Here is an 18,034-nt window from a genome sequence, read left to right as displayed (position 1 = left end):
TTACGTGCGGCGCGCCAGCACCCCGAGCTCAGGCGCCGGCGGCTGGCGCGGCAGCAGGACCGTGAACGTGGTGCCGCTGTCCTGGACGGAGGTGGCGTCCAGCCGCCCGCCGTGTGCATGCACAATCTCGCGCGCAATGTACAGGCCTATGCCCAGGCTGGTATGTCCGATCGGGTCGGCAGCACCGCTGGCATGGGCCCGAACAAAGGGATCGAAAATGCGGCCGAGCCGATCGGCCGGTATCAACGGGCCGCGATTGTTGACGGTGATGGTGATGGCCGCGTCGTCGGCGCCCACCGTGACCACGACCGGGACATCGACATCGCCATATTGCAATGCGTTGCCCATCAGGTTGGACAAGGTCTGCGCCATGCGGGCCCCATCGAGCCAGGCCTCCAACCGGGTGGGGGCGTCCAGGGACAGTCTCCGCCCGGGATGGCCGGTCTGCAGCTCATCGAGCACTTGGCGGCAGATGGCCACCAGGTCACAGGGGCCGGCGTGGATGGGTATACCTGGCCCCAGATGGGTGCGGGTAAAATCGATAAGGTCCGTGACCAGCGCGTTCATGCGCCTGGCGCTGCTGAGCATGCGGGTGGCAACCATCAGGTACTTGGGCGGGAGGTCACCGGTGTGCAGGATCAGGCTGGAGCCACTGACCAGGGTGCCGAGCGGATTGCGCAAATCGTGGCCCAGGATCGCCAGGAACATATTCTGCGATTGCTTGACCAGCTTTTCGTAGCGCGCCACCGATTCGCCCAGCGCCTGGTCGATCGCTTCATTGAAACGGGTCATGTCGCCCAGATCGGTCGCCTGCATCGGATTGGCGTCCTGGGCCCACAGTGACAGCACGCTGGAACGCAAGGCCCGGTATTCGGACACCAGCTGCACCACGGTATAGCCCGACAACAGGCGCGCCTCGGCGTGCGTTTCGGCGGCGCTGTCCTGCACACCGCGCTGGCCGTCGCCCTGGGATTTGGCCTTGCGCTCATGGTCCGATTGCGCCAGCTCCAGGTCGGCCGCGAATTCCAGCAACATCTGGCGGGCGTGGTCGCGCAGCGCCATGTCATTCATCGTCAGCGCGGGAGGTTCGATCGTGCGCGCAAAGTCCTCCCAGGCCTGGAGTATGGGTGCGAGATTGCTGCGGATGAAATCGGCGAGCCTTTTCTGCGTCATGATGGGGGCATGGCCGTGCCGCGCCACGACAGTCCTACCGGAAAGAATCACCGCATCATAGCACTGCTACGCGCCAGCGCTACGCGCGCGCCGTTATGCATCATCAAACCGACAGGCCAAGCCACGCATCAGCGGCATTGAGGCTGTCCGTCATTGCCCGGCTTACAATAAGCAACCGCTTATCCCCGAGGAACAACATGACTTACCACCACCCTGGAATGGCCGCGCTGCTGTTCTCCCTGGCCCTCCCCGCCTGCGCCCAGCTCACGATGCCGGACATGCCGCTGCACGATCCCTACATCGTGGCCGACCAGGCCAGCCACAGCTACTACCTGTACACCACCAACGTGCCGTCCGTCAGCGGCCAGTGCGGCGTCGGCATCATGGCCTACACCAGCCGCGACCTGAAGAACTGGACCCGTCCCACCGTCGTGTTCAGCCTGCCCTCTGGCAGCTGGGCCAGGGACGGCGCCTGGGCGCCGGAGGTGCACGCCTGGCGCGGCAAATACTACCTGTTCACCACCCTGCACAACGACAGCGCCAGGATCAACGAAGCCTCGGCCTCCGGCTGGCCGGCCTACCGGCGCGGCACGGTCATGGCGGTGTCCGACCGCCCGTCCGGCCCGTTCACCGTGGTCAACGGCGGCGAACCGGTGGCCCCGGCGCAGATGATGACCCTGGACGGCACCCTGCACGTGGACCGCGATGGCAAGCCCTGGTACGTCTACGCCCACGAGTGGATACAGACCGCCGACGGCACCATCGAAGCCATGCCGCTATCGAAAGACCTGACACCGGAAGGTGCGCCGCTGGTGCTGTTCCATGCTTCCAGCGCTCCCTGGGCCAGGGGCCAGCGCCCCACCGCGCCGGACGGCACCCCGGCCAAGGCCGACGTCTATGTGACCGATGGCCCGCAACTCTACCCTTCCAAGGATGGCAGCCTGCTGATGCTGTGGTCCAGCTATGACCAGAACGGCTATGTGCAGTCGGTGGCGCGCTCGGCTTCCGGCAAGCTGGCCGGCCCGTGGGAACAGCTGCCGCCCCTGCTGCGGCGCGACTCCGGGCACGGCATGCTGTTCGATACCTTCGACGGCAAGCGCATGCTGGTGGTACACCGGCCGTTCAAGAATGCGCGCGGCAAGCTGTACGAGGTGCGCGACGCCGGCGGCAAGCTGGAAGTGCTGAACCAGCGCGTGGACCTGGATGGCGACCACCTGATGGGACCATCGCCGCAGCCGGAGCGCGACAACTGCCGTCCTTAATGTCCCGGGCCATGCGGCCGCCCATGTCCTTTACACCATACAGGAAAATACATACGGGGAGAGCGGCATGGTATCGGGCATCAGCGGTAGCGGGGGCGCCATGCGCTCCCACGGCAGCGAGGGCGCGCGCGCCCAGATCGAAGGCTTGATGGCCCAGATCGGCGTGCTGCGCAAGCGCATCGCCGCGCTGTACAAGAAACTGATGGACACCAGTGATCCCGCGCTGCGCATGCAGCTGATGAAGGAAATCGCGGAAACGGAACAAGTGGTCAAGCTGCTGGAGCAGCGCATCGCCCAGCTGGAACAGAACGCGCACCAGCAGGCGGTGGCGCGCCGGCACGCGCAGGCCGCCGCCAGGCAGGCGCGCCGCGAGGGCGGCCAGGACAGCGGCTAGCCTGGCGCTCAGCGCGGCGCTGTCGCTTCCGAGGTCGAGCGGATATCGTCGGCCTTGGCATCTTCGAAGATCTTCCTGGCGGCCTTGATCTGGTCCGAGTTCTCGGTGTGCACCGAGATCAGGATATTCCCGCTGCGGACCTTGCCGTCATACAGCTTGGCCTCGTACTCGGGGATGCCCATGCCCACCAGGGCGCCGATGATGCCGCCGGCCGCGCCGCCGACAGCCGCGCCGCCCAGCGCCGCCAGGATCGGGCCGGCCGCGATGAACGGGCCCACGCCGGGGATGGCCAGGGTGCCGATGCCGGCCAGCCAGCCCAGGATGGCGCCGGTGCCCATGCCTGCCACGCCGCCGGCGGCGGCGCCTTCCGGCAGCTTGGTGTTCTGCTCGTGCGCGAAGTCGCGGGTGCCGTTACGGTCCGGGAACAGCACGGAAATGTCGCTGGGCGCGAAGCCCGCGGCCTTGAGGTTGGAGACGATGGTTTCCGCATGCGGATGGTCGAGGGCGATGCAATAGACGGCAGTGCTCATGGTGGCTCCTGTTTGGTTGGTCTCAGTTGGTCTTGACATCGAGGTTGTTCTGCACGGAGGTCACGCCGGCGACCTGCCTGGCCAGCGCTTCGACCTTGGCCTTTTCCTCGTCGCTCTTGACGGGCCCGCGCAAGGTGACCACGCCGTTGGCGGCCAGGATCTTGACGTTGTGGGCCGTGGTCGACAGTGACTTGTCCTTGACCACGCTGCGTCGCACGGCGGCCAGCAGTTCCACGTCGGCCTTGGCGTTCGATTGCGATTGCGCCATGTCGCCGCTGCCCAGCTGGTCGCGGCTGTTGACGGCGGTATTGTCGGGCGCCTGGCCGGCAGGGGCGGTCTGGGCCGAGGCGGCGCCGGCCCAGGCCAGGGCCAGCGCCATTGCAAATGCTGTGGTGCGCATGTGATCTCCTTGGTTGGCTAGGTGATGGAGCACATCATGGCGCATGCATGTACGCGCTTCTGTACGATGGCGTACTGGAGGACGCGACCGGCGCCCGCGCGTCCGCTTACAATGAAGTTTTGGCTACCGCATCCAACCATGGCCCACTTACATCCCACCGGCTGGCAGGAAATGGCCGCCACCGGCGCCGCCGCGCGCGAGATCGAGACCCTGCACTACCTCAAGTCCACCCTGGCCGACCAGCCCTACCGCATCTATCACGGGGTGCACTGGACCAATGTGGAACATGGCTATTCGGTGTACGACGAGATCGACTTCATCATCGTCGCGCCCAGCGGCCGGGTGCTGCTGATCGAGCAGAAAGCCGGCTTCCTCAACGAAACCCCGGACGGCCTGATACGCCATTACGCGGGCAAGCCGGTCAAGGTGGCCAACCACATCCTGCGCTCCATCAGGGGGCTGGCGGCGCGCTTCGGCGGCGAACTGTCTATCGACTACCTGCTGTACTGCCCCGACTACATCGTCAAGGACCCGCGCCTGGCCGGCATCGACCCGCACCACATCATCGACGCCCACGGCAAGCACCGCCTGGCGCAAGCGATACGCGAGATCCTGCCGGTGGACAGCCCGGAACCAAACGAACAGTTCGAAAAGGTCACGCGCTTCCTGGGCAACATGCTGAGCCTGCGCCCCGATCCCAGTTCCATGATAGGCAACGCGGCCGGACTGGTGCAGCGCCTGTCGGGCGGCCTGGCCACCTGGGCGCGGCGCCTGGACTTCGCGCCATTCCGCCTGCACGTGATGGGCACGGCCGGCAGCGGCAAGACCCAGCTGGCGCTGGCCGAGTACGGCGCCGCCATCGAGGCCGGCCTCAGGCCGCTGTACGTGTGCTACAACCGGCCGCTGGCCGACCATATCGAGAGCCTTGTGCCGCCCGGCGGCCGGGTGGCCAGCTTCCACATGCTGAGCGACGCCTGGGCGCGCGAGAACGGCGCCATTCCCCACTACGGCGCGCCCGGGGTGTGGGAAGAGATCGAGGCGCGCATGGCGGCCTCGCCGCTGCCGCCGGACTGGTTATACGACGTGCTGATCGTGGACGAGGGCCAGGATTTTTCGCCGGCCTGGCGCGACATCCTGCTGCGCATGCTCAAGCCGGAAGGCCGCGCCATCTGGCTGGAGGACCCCAACCAGAACCTGTACGGCAGGGACAGCGTGCCGCTGCCGGGCTGGGTGACGCTGCATTCGGACACCAACTACCGCAGCCCGCGCCAGATCGTCAGCATCCTGTCGCGCATAGGCGCGGCGCAGACGCCGGTGGAGGCGGGCAGCCCGTTCCGGGGCGCCGACATCGAGGAGCTGACCTATCCGCACGGCGACACCGAGGCCATGCTGGCGCAGACCCGGCGCGCCGTCACGCTATGCCTGGGGGCCGGCTATGCGCGCCACGACATCGCCATCGCTTCCTTCCGGGGCCGCGAGCATTCCGTCATCCTGCACCTGGACCAGCTGGGCGAGGCGCACTCGCTCAAGTCCTTCACCGGCGAATACGACCTGTTCGGCGTGCCGCAATACCGCGACGGCGGCCTGCTTGCCGAATCCGTGTACCGCTTCAAGGGCCAGTCGGCGCCGGCCATCATCTTCACCGAAATCGACTTCGAGGCCATCGACCAGCTGGTGCTGCGCAAGCTGTTCGTCGGCATGACGCGCGCCCGCCTCAAGCTGGTGATGGTGCTCAGCGAGCGCGCCCAGCTGCAACTGCTGGAACGTATCTGAGGCGCAAGCGCCGGCCGTACGCCTAGAACTCCTCCCAATCACCGCCGCCGGCGGCCACGGCCACCGGCTTGGGGGAGCGCCGCGGCGCCATGGGGGGAACCGCCTTGACGGCAGGCGCAGCCAGCCGGACCGGCGCGGAACGCCGGGCGGGCGCCACCGGCGCGGCGGCCGGCGCCGGCACGGCGGCCACGCGGCGCTGCTCGCCCGCGCTGGTCTTGAACACCGACACCAGCGCGCTGAGCTGGTCGGCCCGCTCGTTCAGCGACGCGGTGGCCGCCGCCGCTTCCTCGACCAGCGCCGCATTCTGCTGCGTGACCGTGTCCATCTGGGCGACGGCTTCGTTGATCTGCTCGATGCCGGTTTCCTGCTCGCGGCTGGCCTCGGCAATCTCCCCCATGATGTCGGTGACGCGCTGCACGCTGGCCACCACCTCGCGTATGGTGTCGCCGGCCTGGGCCACCAAACGGTTGCCGCTGGCGACCTTGCCGGTCGAGTCGTCGATCAAGTCCTTGATTTCCTTGGCGGCGGCGGCGCTGCGCTGGGCCAGGCTGCGCACCTCGCTGGCCACCACGGCAAAGCCCCGGCCCTGCTCGCCGGCGCGGGCCGCTTCCACGGCCGCGTTCAAGGCCAGGATGTTGGTCTGGAACGCAATGCCGTCGATCACGCCGATAATGTCGGACATGCGCGACGACGACTCGCTGATGGTGCCCATGGTGGCTACCACCTCGGCCACCACCTCGCCACCCTGGCGCGCCACCCCGGCGGCGCTGTCGGCCAGCTGGCGCGCCTGGCGCGCGTTCTCGCTATTGTGCCTGACGGTGGAGGTCAGTTCTTCCATCGAGGAAGCGGTTTCTTCCAGCGCGCCGGCCTGCTGCTCGGTACGCGCGGACAGGTCCAGGTTGCCACGTGCCACCTCGCCTGTGGCGGTGGCGATCTCGTCCGTGCCCTCGCGCACCTGCGAGACCACATGCAGCAACTTGGCGTTCATTTCCTTGAGGGCTTGCAGCAACATTCCGACTTCATCCTTGCTGCGCACCTCGATGTCGGCGGTCAGGTCGCCGCTGGCGATGGTCTGCGCCAGCCCCACCGCCTGCGCCACCGGACGGCTGATGGAACGGGCGATCAGCCAGGCGATGACCAGCGCCGCAGCGCCGGCCGCCAGCGCCAGCCCCAGCGTCATGGTCACGGCGGCCGCGCCATCCTCGTGGGCGGCCGCGCTGTCGCTGCGCATCAGGCCGAGCTGGAATTCGGCCAGCGCGTCGAGCGCGTCAAAGAACTTGGTCTGCACCGGGCGCACCTCCTTGAGCACGTAGGCGCCGGCCGCCGCCGCATCCCCGCCGGTGAGCAGCTTGACCGCGGCGGTGCGCGCCTCGCCGTAAGCCTTGCGCGCGGTGACCATTTCCTGGTACAGCTGGCGCCCCTTCTCGGAGCGGATCTTGGCGTCGATCTGGGCCATCAGTTCGTCGTTCTTGCGCGCCGAGGCGGCCATCTTGTCGAGCGAACTGCTGACCTCGGCGGGATCGGCAGCGCCGATGATGGCGTTGCGCAGGAAGCGCGCCTGGGCATTGACTTCCAGCTGGATCTGCTTGGCCAGCATCACCTTGGCCACGCGGTCGTTGAGCAGCTGGTCCATGACCGCGTTCAAGACGTGGATGCGCTGGATTGCGATCGCCGCCACGGCCGCCAGCAGCAGGGTCACCAGTCCGAAGCCGAGCGCCAGGCGCCAGCCGACTTTCATATCAGAGAGCTTCATATTGTTATCGCTTTGAAGATGAAATTAACAGCCTGCGCAACAGGCAGGTCCGGTACTAGCGCGGCAGGGGAGGGGCGCGCGGAAACGGGGCACCGCGGTATGAGGCGGGTGCGCGGACGCGTGGCGTGGCGTCCGTGCCAGCGGGAACTGTAAAAAATTCCTTTGTGGCAAAAACTATCTTGATCCAGAATGGCGGCAAGTTCAAGCCAAATGTGCTGCACGATACAAACTGTACCCGCACAGCAACAGGGCACCGGGCGACGGCGCGCGGGAAATCACTACTCATTGGTAGCTTTTAATACCAATCAGTAGTACGATACTGCCGTGCCCCTGGCGCACACTTAGAGTACAGAAAGGACGCCCATGCATTACGCCCCCGCCCCGGCCGACAGCGGCCCGCCTCTCCCGGTGTCGGACCGCATCCGGGCCCGGCTGCGGGCCAGCGGCACCCGCTTCCACGCCAATGACAATATCGCCGCCCACATCGCCCCGGGCGAACTGGACGAGCTGCTGGAGGAAGTCAGCCAGCGCATGCAGGGGGTGCTGGAAAGCCTGGTGATCGATACCGAAAGCGACCACAACACCCAAGGCACGGCCCGCCGCGTGGCCAAGATGTATCTGCAGGAAGTGTTCGGCGGGCGCTATGCGCCCGCGCCGGCCGTGACCGAGTTTCCCAATGTGTCCCACCTCAATGAGCTGATGATCATCGGTCCGGTGACGGTGCGCAGCGCCTGCTCGCACCACCTGTGCCCCATCATGGGCAAGGTGTGGATAGGGGTGATGCCGAACCAGCATTCCAACCTGATCGGCCTGTCCAAGTATGCGCGCCTGGCGGCCTGGGTCATGAACCGGCCGCAGATCCAGGAGGAGGCGGTGGTGCAGCTGGCCGAGCTGCTGCAGGAAAAGATGCAGCCGGACGGGCTGGCCGTCATCATGGAGGCCGAACATTTCTGCATGCACTGGCGCGGGGTCAAGGACACCGACGCCCTGATGGTCAACAGCGTCATGCACGGCTCCTTCCTCAAGGACCCGGCGCTGCGGCGCGAATTCCTGTCCCTGATCAAGCGCTGAGCGCGGAGGTTACATGCTAGTCCAGTTACTGTATGCCAGCCGGGCCGCCGCCGGCATCGACAGCGCCGCCATTGCCGCCATCCTGCAGCAGGCGCGCCGCCATAATCCGGAGGCCGGCATCACCGGCGTGCTGTGCCACAGCGAAAGACTGTTCCTGCAATTGCTCGAAGGCGGGCGCGAGCAGGTGAACCGGCTCTACGAACGCATCCTGTCCGACCCGCGCCACAGCGGCGTCACCCTGCTGCACTACGCCGAGGCCAGCGAGCGGCGCTACGCCGCCTGGACCATGGGACAAACCAATCTCGACAAGCTGAACCCGGCCACCCTGCTGCGCTACTCGGCCCTGCCCGGCTTCGACCCCTACCAGTTGCCGGGCAGCAGCTCGCTGGCCCTGATCGACGAGCTCATGGCCCAGGCCGCCGTGCTGGGCCGCGCCTGAGACGTGGCCCACGCCAAGCCGCACCTGCCGCACAAGCTGTGCCTGCACTGCGGCCGTCCCTTCAGCTGGCGCAAGAAGTGGGCGCGCGACTGGGACCAGGTCCGTTATTGCTCGGAACGCTGCAAGCGCAGCCGGCCGCGCGCTTCCAGCTAGCCGGGATCGCGCTGGAACAACGGGCGTGGATCGAAGGATGAGCGCAGCCCGATATCCTGCTGGTGGGCGGCCAGCCAGCGGTCGGCGGCCTGCACGCCCAGGTCGTGCAAACGCATCAGAAAGGCGGGCTGCGCATTCATCTTGGACGAGATGCTGAGACCGGCCAGGTCGGCCTGGGCGCTGACCAGGTGCAGCCGCGCCGGCCCCGGCCGCATGGCGTCGCCGCGCTCCTCGTCCTGCACCGCACCGCAGTGCAGGATGGAAGCCAGTTCGCGCAGGAAGCTGACGTTGAAGGCAATTTCGTCCGAGCGGTTGCCGATGTCGGCCATGGTGCGCGGGATCTCGCGGCGCGCCACCGGGTTGTTCTGCACGATCAGCACATCGCGCGGCTGCGGGCCGCGCGCCAGCGGCGCCAGTGGCGGATTGGCCACGTAACTGCCATCCCAATAGGTTTCGCCTTCGACTTCGACGGCCGCGAACACGGTCGGCAGGCAGCACGAGGCCATGACACGCTGCACGTCCAGCTCGCGCCGCATAAACAGCTTGCCGGTCCCGCTACGCACATGGGTGGCGGCGATATACAGCTGCAATTCCTCGCAAGCCCGCACCCGCTCGAAATCGACCATGGCGCTGAGGAAGTTGCGCAGCGGATTGAGCGTGAACGGGATCTCGAACACCGGTCCGGCCATGGCTGCCGCCATTTCCATCATCTGGTAGCCGGGCGAATATTCCATGGTGTAGCGGCCCGCCAGGTAATCGGCCGGCGACGGCTGCAAGGGACTGAGCAGGCACACTTGGCCCAGCCCCAGCCAGAATTTGCCGAGCGCGGCGCGCGCACCGGCGCGGCCGCCGCCCAAGGCATAGCCGTCCGCCAGCACCACCGCGTTGATGGCGCCGGCGCTGGCCCCGCTGATGGCCGTGATGGCCAGCGTTTCCTCCTGCAGCAGGCGGTCCAGCACGCCCCAGCCGAAAGCGCCATAGGTGCCGCCGCCCTGCAGCGCCAGGCTGATGTTATTGGAACCCGCCATGACCATGCCCCCTGCCTGCTTGTCGATGACAAAAATACTATCAAAATCGGGCTCTTGGGCTTTTCCAATTCCGCGCGGCACATGGTCAAGAGTGCGCCGCCAGCCCGCATTCAACGCCATACTGGGATCCCCTCCGACTTCCACTCCCGCCATGACCCTACATCCGCCCGAACGGCGCGGCTCCATCGAGTTATGGGGCGGCGTCGAGAGCACCATCAACCGCGTCGGCGACCGCTATTTCAACCAGCTCGAACGCAGCGGCCACGCCCACCGTGCCGATGACCTGGAGCGCTTCGCCGCGCTCGGTATCCGCGCCCTGCGCTACCCCGTGCTGTGGGAACAGGTGGCGCCGCAGGGCCCGCAGCTGGCCGATTGGGACTGGCCGGACGCGCGCCTGGCGCGCCTGCGCGAGCTGGGCGTGGAACCCATTGCCGGCCTGGTCCACCACGGCAGCGGACCGCCGCATACCAGCCTGCTCGATCCCGCGTTCGCACCGCAGCTGGCGGCCTACGCCGGCGCCGTGGCGCGCCGCTATCCGTGGCTGCGCGACTACACGCCCGTCAACGAACCGCTGACCACGGCCCGCTTCTGCGGCCTGTATGGCGTGTGGTATCCGCACCGGCGCGACGACCGCAGCTTCGTGCGCGCCCTGCTCAACCAGTGCCGCGCCGTGGTGCTGTCCATGGAAGCGGTACGGGCGGTCAATCCCGCTGCGCGCCTGGTGCAGACCGACGACCTGGGCAAGAGCTATGGCACCAGCCAGATGAGCGGCTATGCGGCCTTCTACAACGAGCGGCGCTGGCTGGCCTGGGACCTGCTGTGCGGCATGGTGGACCGGTCGCATCCGCTGTGGGGCTACCTGGTCAAGCATGGCGCCGGCGCCTATGAACTGGCCTGGTTCCGCCAGCACGCCTGCAAGCCGGACATCATCGGCGTCAATTACTACGTCACCAGCGAGCGCTGGCTGGATCACCGCGCCGGACTGTATCCGCCCCATGTGGTGGGTGCGGAAGGTTTTGCCGATATCGAGGCGGCGCGCGTGCTGGCCACGCCCACGCCCGGCGTGGCGCCGCTGCTGGAGGAAGCCTGGGAACGCTACGGCCTGCCGCTGGCCATCACCGAGGCGCACCTGGCGGCGCCGCGCGAGGACCAGCTGCGCTGGATGGCGGAACTGTGGCGCGGCGCCAACGAAGCCGCCGCGCGCGGGGCCGACGTGCGCGCCGTCACGGCCTGGTCGCTGCTGGGCGCCTACGACTGGAACAGCCTGGTCACGCGCGCCGACGGCTACTACGAGAGCGGCGCCTACGACCTGCGCGGTCCGGCGCCGCGTCCCACCGCCGTGGCCGGGCTGCTGCGCGAGCTGGCCGGCGGCCGCCCGCCCTCGCACCCGGTGCTGCGCGGGGCCGGCTGGTGGCGCCGTCCGGGACGTTTCCTGTGCCCGCCGGTGGCCAGCAGCGCCGCCAGCGCCGTACTGCCGCCGCCGCGCGGCGAGGCGCCGCCGCCCATCCTGATCATCGGAGCGGGCGCGCTGGGGCGGGCCTGCGCGCGCCTGTGCGCCGAGCGCAACCTGGCCTACCGGCTGCTGGAGCGCGGCCAGATGGACATCGCCGACCACGCCTCCGTGCAGCAGGCCATGGCCGCGCACCGGCCCTGGGCCGTGATCAATGCGGCCGGCTACGGCCAGGTGCGCAGCGGCCAGCGCGACCTGGCGCGCTGCCGGCGTGACAACGCGGTCGGCCCGTCCGTGCTGGCCGCCGCATGCGCCCGCCACGGCGCCGCGCTGCTGACCTTTTCCACCGACCTGGTGTTTGATGGCGCCAAACCTGGCCCGTATCTGGAAAGCGACACGCCGTCACCGCAACACGACTGCGGCCGCCACAAGGCCGAGGCCGAGCGCAGCGTGCTGCTGATCCATCCGGAGGCGCTGGTGGTGCGCACCAGCGCCCTGTTCGGCCCCTGGGACGGCGGCCATTTCCTGGCGCGCCTGCACCAGGCGCTGGCGCAGGGCGTACCGCTGGCGGCGGCGCCCGAGCTGGTGACGCCCACCTACCTGCCGGACCTGGTGCACGCCTGCCTGGACTTGCTGATCGACCGCGAACGGGGCCTGTGGCACCTGAGCCACGGCGACGCCGTCAGCTGGCTGGAACTGGGACGGCGCTACTGCGAACTGGCCGGCCACGGCCACGGCGTGCTGGTGCCGGACACGCCGCAGGCGGCACTGGTGCGGCGCGCCCTGGGCAGCGAGCGGGGCGCCCTGCTGCCATCGCTGGAGCATGCGCTGGCGCGCTACCGGGACAGCGCCGGCCTGGCCCACGACTTGCCGGAATTCGTACACTCGTCTTTTCACTAGGTACTCGTATCCTGTGCCCGGCCCGGGCCAGAGCGGACGCGGCTGCGGCGACCTGGCGGCGCAGCCGGAGGGCTAAGAACCCGTTTCAAAATGAGCAGGGCTAGGCACGCGACGAAGACAGTGCGCCTGCACGGCTAGGAGCCGTAACGACGCCATGGTCATTTTGAAACGGGTTCTAACTGGTGGTCGGCAGCGACTACGCGCCGCCCGCTCACGAGCCGGCCAGCTGCGGCGACGTATCGCCGGCCTGCAGCGCCTTGACCTTCTCGGCCGCCTTGCGCCCTGCCAGGAAGGCGTGGTCGGAGTTGTAGTACTCCCACTCGCTGTAGCGGCCCGCCAGGATGATGTCGTGCTGCTCCATCCAGGCCCGCACCGTGGCCACGTTGGCGGCCCGCGCATGGTCGTACACCACGTAGGCATAGGGCATGTCGACCTGGTTGGCGACCAGCACCCGGTCGTCCTCGCGCATCATGCCGACCTTGATGCAATCGTCTATGCAGCGCTGGATCAGGGCTTCGCCGTCCAGCGGCAGCGGCTTCCACGGCGAATACGAAATCTCGCAGGTGAAGCCGAAGCCGCCCGGCGCATTGCATTCCGGGCTGGCGTTGCCCTGCACGAAAATGCGGTGGAAGATGCTGTCCTCCGGGTAGTAGATCCAGTGCTTGTCGGTGACCCCGGTGCGGGCGATGCCGATGTTCACGCAGCGTATCGAGATGTGCCGCAGGCCCTGGGCCGCGGCGCGCACATGCTCGGGCGCCTGCGCCCCCACCAGCTTGACCAGCTCCGGCAGCGGCATGGTGCTGACCAGGTGACCGTACTGGATGCGGCGCCCGTCGGCCAGCGCCAGCGCATGCTCCTGCGGCAGCACCTGCACCACGTCCGCGTTCAGCTCCACCTTGCCGCGTATGTGCGGCAGGAAGCCGGACACCAGCGCCTGGAAGCCGCCCTTGCGCGGATAGCCGAAGCGCGCGTTCGGCCCCATGGGCTTGGCCACCGGCTGCAGGGCGCCGTCGATGATTTCACCCAGGTCCGGCAGCGGCACCCGCCCGCCCAGCCACGAGGTTTCCATTTCGGACAGCGGCACCGTCCACAGCTTCTTGTTGTAGGGGATGGCGAAGTGCTTGGCGATGCCGGCGCCCCACACCTTGTAGATGAATTCCTCGAAGCTCTGGGTGGTCTGCTGGCGCGCGCTGGCGCCGGCATTGGCCGCGTCGGCCGTGCCGTCGGCGCAGCAATCCTCCACCTTGCCGGCCGCGCAGGCCGGCGCCGCCTCGTTGGCCGCGCTCTCGCCGTAGCGCGCATTGACAGCGCCCAGGATGCACTCCTTGATGACGTCCGGCGGCAGGCCGTACAGCGCGCCCTGGAAGGGATAGCGGGTGAACACCTGCTTGCTGTAGACCCAGGCCTCGCGCATCTGCCAGTGCTGGTTATCGCCCAGCAGGATGTCGTACAGCTTGAGCACATAGGGGTCGTTGGAAAACATGATGTGGCCGGCGTAGTCGAAGGTGAAGCCGGCGTCCTGGATGGAGCGGCACCAGCCGCCCACGGTGGCGTTACGCTCCAGCAGCATGGTGTCGGCCCCGCTGTGGTAGGCCGCCGACAGGCCGGTGGGGCCGCCGCCGATGATCACGCAGCCGGCCGACTTGGCGGCGGTGCTGGCGCGCAGCGGATTGATCTTGCCGCTTTCCGCGTAGCTGGGCGCCTCGCTGTCGGCGGCTTGCGCCGCACCGGGCAGGCGCCGGGCCGGATTGCTGCGCGTGGTCTCCAGCAGGGTGCGCATGGCCTGCGCGGTGGCGTCCCAGGAAGTGGCGGCGATCACCTCGCGCATGCGCGCCGCCATCTTGCCATAGTCGCCCGCGCCTTGCGCCAGCGCCGCCTCGCAGTGGGCGATGAATTCGGCGTGGCCATGGCCGATGGCGACGATGCCGCCGTAGGGCTGCTCGACGTCGGTGATGGCGGTGCTGACGATGGGCAGCTCGGCCGCCATGTATTCCAGCACCTTGGTCGGGCTGATGTAGCGGGTCGCCTCGTTCAACGCGAACGGCAGCAGGCACACGTCCCAGCCGGCCAGGAATTGCGGCAAGGACTGGTAGGACTGCTGGCCCAGGTAATGGATGTTGGGCAGGCGCGGCAGCGCGTCCTCCTCGATCTTGACCACCGGGCCCACCAGCACGATCTGCCACTCAGGATGGGCCTGCGCCATGGCGGCCACCAGCGCGGTATCGAAACGCTCGTCGATCACGCCGTAGAAGCCCAGGCGCGGGTGGGGTATGGCTTGCTGGGCCGGGTGTTCGCGGCTGCGCTCCAGCGCCTGGGCGAAGTGGGCCGCTTCCACGCTGCTGGGGAAGCAATGCACATTGTGATGGCGGCCGCGCTTGGCCTGGTACAGGCTGGGACCGCCGGTGAACACCAGGTCGGCAATGCTGAGCAGCGCCGTCTCGCGCTGCAGCAGCTGGCGCGGCGGATTCTTGAAAGCGGCCAGCTCGTCCATGCAGTCGTACACCACCAGCGACGGATGGAACAGGGCCAGCAGGGGCAGCGCCATCGGGGTATAGAACCAGACGATGGGGTCCTCGCCATCCGGCACCAGGGAGGCCAGCAGGCCTTGCAGCAGCGGGATCTGGTCATCGTGGAAGCCGGGCGCCGGCACCGGGGTGTGCGGCTGGCATACCGTGAGGTTGGGCGCCGGACTGTAGGTGCGCAAGTGGGCCGCGCCTTCGTCCTGCAGCGGCTCCTCGACGAACAGCACCTTGTAGTGCCGGGCCAAACGGGTCAGCAATTGCTGCGGACGCTGGAACACGAAATCCCAGCGCAGGTGGCAAAACACGACTATCGTGGACATGGCTCTCTCCTTGCCCCGCACGGGGGCTGTCTGTCTCTGTCTATTGGCGCGGGAACAGGTGCACCAAACTCCTGTGCACCCGTCAATGGCCGGCGTTGCGGGTGGCGGCGCTGATCTGCTCCAGGGGGATCTTGGGCGACCGGTCGGCGTTCAGCAGGCCGTTCGTTTCCTGGAAAGTGTCAGCAAACTGGGTGTAGCAAAAACCGGCAAACATGGCCGTGTCGTTGACGGCCTTGAGCAGCGCCCGGTACAGCTGGTGGTAGCCGTCCGCCGTGCTGCTGCGCGAATAGCCCCAGGTATGCTGTGCGGACGCCTTGGGGTCGTAGGCGATGCCGCCGAATTCGGTGAGCACGATGGGCTGGCCGCGATGCGGGAAGCCGTCCAGGGTCAGGATGCGGCCGCCGGGACGGCGCCGGTCGAACAGGGTTTGCGCATCGTGCTGCACATAGCGCGCGGCCAGGCGCTGCGGGTCGCCGTCGTAGTCGTGGATGCCGAGGATGTCGGTGGCCGACGCTTCCCAGCCATCGTTGCCGATCACCGGGCGGGTCGCGTCCAGCACGCGCGTCATGTGGTACAGGGCTTCGACCGCGTTGCGGTGGGCCTGCATGGCGGTGAGATTGGGCACGCCCCAGCTCTCGTTGAAGGGCACCCATACGATCACGCTGGGATGGCTGTAGTCACGTTCTATGGCCTCGGTCCATTCGCGCACCAGGCGCGACACGGCGCGCGGGCTGAAGGCGTAGGCCGAGGGCATTTCCTCCCACACCAGCAGGCCAAGCTTGTCGGCCCAGTACAGGTAGCGGGGGTCCTCGATCTTCTGGTGCTTGCGCACGCCGTTGAAGCCCATGGCCTTGGCCAGTTCCACGTCGCGCCGCAGCGCCTCGTCGGACGGCGCCGTCATCAGCGACTCGGTCCAGTAGCCCTGGTCCAGCACCAGCCGCAGCGGATAGGCGCGGCCGTTGAGCATGAAGCGGTCACGGTTGATCGAGACCGAGCGCAGCGCCGTGTAGGAGCGCACCGTGTCCAGCACGCGGTCGCCGTCGCGCAGTATCACTTCGGCGTCGATCAGGGTCGGGCGTTCGGGGCTCCACAGCAGCTCATTGCGCGAATCGTCGATGCCGGGATCGGACAGCGCGATCTTGCGGTTGGCCTCCTGTCCCACCAGCATGTAGACGTCGTCGGCCAGCAGCCGGCCCTCCAGCGACAGGCGCACCTCGACCGACAGCCCGGATTTCTGCTGGCCGGCCGCCAGCACTTCGCAGCCGATCTCGAAGCCGTCGAAGATGGGGGTCCAGCGCAGGGTCTTGATCCAGGTGGCGCACACCGCCTCCACCCACACGGTCTGCCAGATGCCGGTGGTGCGCGGATACCAGATCGAGTGCGGCTCGCGCAGCCAGTCCTGCTTGCCGCGCGGCTTGTGCAGGTCGGCCGGGTCGTCCTCGGCGCGCACCACCAGCACCTGCGGGCCGCCCGCCACCAGGAATTCCGTGATCTCGGCCGTGAACGGCGTATGGCCGCCTTCGTGCTGCGCCACCAGTTGGCCGTTCAGCCACACCCGGGCGGCGTAGTCGACGGCGCCGAAATGCAGCAGGATGTGTTCGCCGTGCACGTCCAGTTCGAAGCTGCGCCGGTACCACACGCAGGGATGGAAGTCCTGGTCGCCCAGCCCGCTGGCCGGCGATTCGGGGCAGAACGGCACCGTGATGCGCAGTTCCCAGGGGATGCGGTCATCGCCGGGGCCACGGTAGCGCAGTTCGTTGTCGTAGGCGAATTCCCATTCGCCGTTGAGCGACATCCATTCATCACGCACCAGCTGTGGGCGCGGGTATTCGAACTGGCTCATGCGGGGGCCCCGTGAAGTAACAATTAAAGGATAATTGTTAAAAAGTGTATCAGCCTCCCTCGCTGTTCAACTTACGTTTTCCCTCGGAGCTCCGTAAGAAACGTCCTACACAGTCTTGCTCGCGCCGCACAGCGGTGTAAGATGAAGCCAATCCGCACAACCCGCAAGCCACCTGATGCCGATCACGCGCCTGACCGCCCTGCTCTTCCTGCTATGGACCAGCGCGGCGCATGCCGCCCCGGCCACGATGCCGCTCTCATCCTATCTGACGACAGAAAACGGCAGCCTGCCGGTGATACTGTCGGCGCCGCACGGCGGTACCCAGGCGGTCCAGGGCGTGCAGCCGCGCAGCGCCGGCACACGGGTGCGCGACAACAATGTCGATCTGCTGGCCGCCGCCATCCAGCGCAGGCTGGCCGCAAAGACCGGAGAACGGGCCTACCTGGTCGTCGCCAGGGCAAGCCGCAAATATGTGGACTTCAACCGCGCCCCGGCAAGGGCCTACGAGGACATCGCTGTCAAGCCGCTGTACGACGCCTACTACGACGCGCTGGCGCGCGACGTGGCGGCGGTGCGCAGCCGTCCCGGCGCGGTGCTGCTGGATATCCACGGCCAGGGCGCGCTGCCCGACACCATCCTGCGCGGCACCGGCGACGGCCTGACCGCCGACAATGCATCGTTGTACGCGGCCCCGGACGGCTTTTTCACGCGCCTGCTGGCGGCTGGCGTGAAAGTGGCGCCGGCGCAGGCACAGGGCCGCGAGCATCCCAGCTTCGACGGCGGCAACATCGTGCGCACCTTCGGACGCGGCAGCCCCGGTGGCATCGACTGCATACAGCTGGAATTCGGCGCCAGCTGGCGCGCCACGCCGGCACAGATCGAACAGGCTGCGGATCTGGTGTCGGACGCACTGGTGGCCTGGCTGCGCGCCGCCCACGCCCTGCAGGCAGGATAAGCGTCCCGCGCCCAGCGGGCTCTTTTCAGGGGCTGAGGCGGTGTTACACTGCGCGCTTTGCCCGTCCC

Annotated in this window: 15 protein-coding genes; 8 read left to right on the top strand and 7 right to left on the bottom strand. The window is 67.8% G+C overall.

Annotated features, from left to right (window positions below; genetic code table 11):
• A complete protein-coding gene (locus ACLB1G_RS12970; RefSeq protein ID WP_491627626.1) occupies positions 1-1,173 on the bottom strand; it encodes a sensor histidine kinase in 1,173 nt (390 codons plus the stop codon).
• A 197-nt stretch (positions 1,174-1,370) separates the two neighbouring features.
• On the opposite strand from ACLB1G_RS12970, the gene ACLB1G_RS12965 reads away from it, so the two are divergent.
• The gene (locus ACLB1G_RS12965; RefSeq protein ID WP_491627625.1) at positions 1,371-2,435 is read left to right on the top strand and encodes a glycoside hydrolase family 43 protein; all 1,065 of its coding nucleotides are present in this window, start codon (positions 1,371-1,373) and stop codon (positions 2,433-2,435) included.
• A 67-nt stretch (positions 2,436-2,502) separates the two neighbouring features.
• On the top strand, positions 2,503-2,829 hold the full coding sequence (locus tag ACLB1G_RS12960) for a hypothetical protein (RefSeq protein ID WP_491627624.1): 327 nt from the start codon (positions 2,503-2,505) through the stop codon (positions 2,827-2,829).
• Between the two features lie 8 nt (positions 2,830-2,837).
• On the opposite strand, the gene ACLB1G_RS12955 is transcribed toward ACLB1G_RS12960, so the two are convergent.
• Entirely contained in the window at positions 2,838-3,359 is a 522-nt protein-coding gene (locus ACLB1G_RS12955) for a hypothetical protein (protein ID WP_491627623.1), read from the bottom strand.
• 22 nt (positions 3,360-3,381) lie between these two features.
• Positions 3,382-3,759 (bottom strand): BON domain-containing protein, encoded by a 378-nt coding sequence (locus ACLB1G_RS12950; RefSeq protein ID WP_491627622.1) that lies wholly within the window; start codon positions 3,757-3,759, stop codon positions 3,382-3,384.
• Between the two features lie 138 nt (positions 3,760-3,897).
• Here ACLB1G_RS12950 and ACLB1G_RS12945 point away from each other — a divergent pair, with 138 nt between their 5' ends.
• Entirely contained in the window at positions 3,898-5,532 is a 1,635-nt protein-coding gene (locus ACLB1G_RS12945; protein WP_491627621.1) for an ATP-binding domain-containing protein, read from the top strand.
• Between the two features lie 22 nt (positions 5,533-5,554).
• Here the strand turns inward: ACLB1G_RS12945 and ACLB1G_RS12940 are convergent, their stop codons facing one another.
• The gene (locus tag ACLB1G_RS12940) at positions 5,555-7,270 is read right to left on the bottom strand and encodes a methyl-accepting chemotaxis protein (protein WP_491627620.1); all 1,716 of its coding nucleotides are present in this window, start codon (positions 7,268-7,270) and stop codon (positions 5,555-5,557) included.
• A gap of 378 nt (positions 7,271-7,648) precedes the next feature.
• Between ACLB1G_RS12940 and folE the strand changes: the two genes are divergently transcribed.
• From folE to ACLB1G_RS12925, 3 genes are read left to right on the top strand one after another with little or no spacing between them, the layout of a single operon-like run.
• On the top strand, positions 7,649-8,356 hold the full coding sequence (gene folE, locus ACLB1G_RS12935) for a GTP cyclohydrolase I (RefSeq protein WP_491627619.1): 708 nt from the start codon (positions 7,649-7,651) through the stop codon (positions 8,354-8,356).
• A 13-nt stretch (positions 8,357-8,369) separates the two neighbouring features.
• Positions 8,370-8,795: a BLUF domain-containing protein gene (locus ACLB1G_RS12930; RefSeq protein WP_491627618.1), complete on the top strand. Its 426-nt coding sequence runs from the start codon at positions 8,370-8,372 to the stop codon at positions 8,793-8,795.
• Between the two features lie 3 nt (positions 8,796-8,798).
• Positions 8,799-8,948, top strand: coding sequence for a DUF2256 domain-containing protein (locus ACLB1G_RS12925; protein ID WP_491627617.1), 150 nt, complete (start codon positions 8,799-8,801; stop codon positions 8,946-8,948).
• Here ACLB1G_RS12925 and ACLB1G_RS12920 read toward each other — a convergent pair.
• Positions 8,945-9,976 (bottom strand): patatin-like phospholipase family protein, encoded by a 1,032-nt coding sequence (locus ACLB1G_RS12920; RefSeq protein ID WP_491627616.1) that lies wholly within the window; start codon positions 9,974-9,976, stop codon positions 8,945-8,947. The two genes, ACLB1G_RS12925 and ACLB1G_RS12920, sit on opposite strands and share 4 nt — an antisense overlap.
• 151 nt (positions 9,977-10,127) lie before the next feature.
• Between ACLB1G_RS12920 and ACLB1G_RS12915 the strand changes: the two genes are divergently transcribed.
• Entirely contained in the window at positions 10,128-12,326 is a 2,199-nt protein-coding gene (locus tag ACLB1G_RS12915; protein ID WP_491627615.1) for a sugar nucleotide-binding protein, read from the top strand.
• A gap of 211 nt (positions 12,327-12,537) precedes the next feature.
• Here the strand turns inward: ACLB1G_RS12915 and ACLB1G_RS12910 are convergent, their stop codons facing one another.
• Both ACLB1G_RS12910 and ACLB1G_RS12905 read right to left on the bottom strand, forming a co-directional pair.
• A complete protein-coding gene (locus tag ACLB1G_RS12910) occupies positions 12,538-15,168 on the bottom strand; it encodes an NAD(P)-binding protein (RefSeq protein WP_491627614.1) in 2,631 nt (876 codons plus the stop codon).
• 82 nt (positions 15,169-15,250) lie between these two features.
• Entirely contained in the window at positions 15,251-17,011 is a 1,761-nt protein-coding gene (locus ACLB1G_RS12905; protein ID WP_491627613.1) for a glycoside hydrolase family 2 protein, read from the bottom strand.
• Positions 17,012-17,186: 175 nt separating this feature from the next.
• On the opposite strand from ACLB1G_RS12905, the gene ACLB1G_RS12900 reads away from it, so the two are divergent.
• Positions 17,187-17,966: an N-formylglutamate amidohydrolase gene (locus ACLB1G_RS12900; RefSeq protein WP_491627612.1), complete on the top strand. Its 780-nt coding sequence runs from the start codon at positions 17,187-17,189 to the stop codon at positions 17,964-17,966.
• The last annotated feature ends 68 nt before the right edge of the window (positions 17,967-18,034 follow it).

The sequence above is a fragment of the Duganella kummerowiae genome, assembly GCF_053572355.1.
The sequence above is the reverse complement of the archived record's forward strand: the minus strand, read 5'-3'. Positions and strand labels throughout refer to the sequence as shown.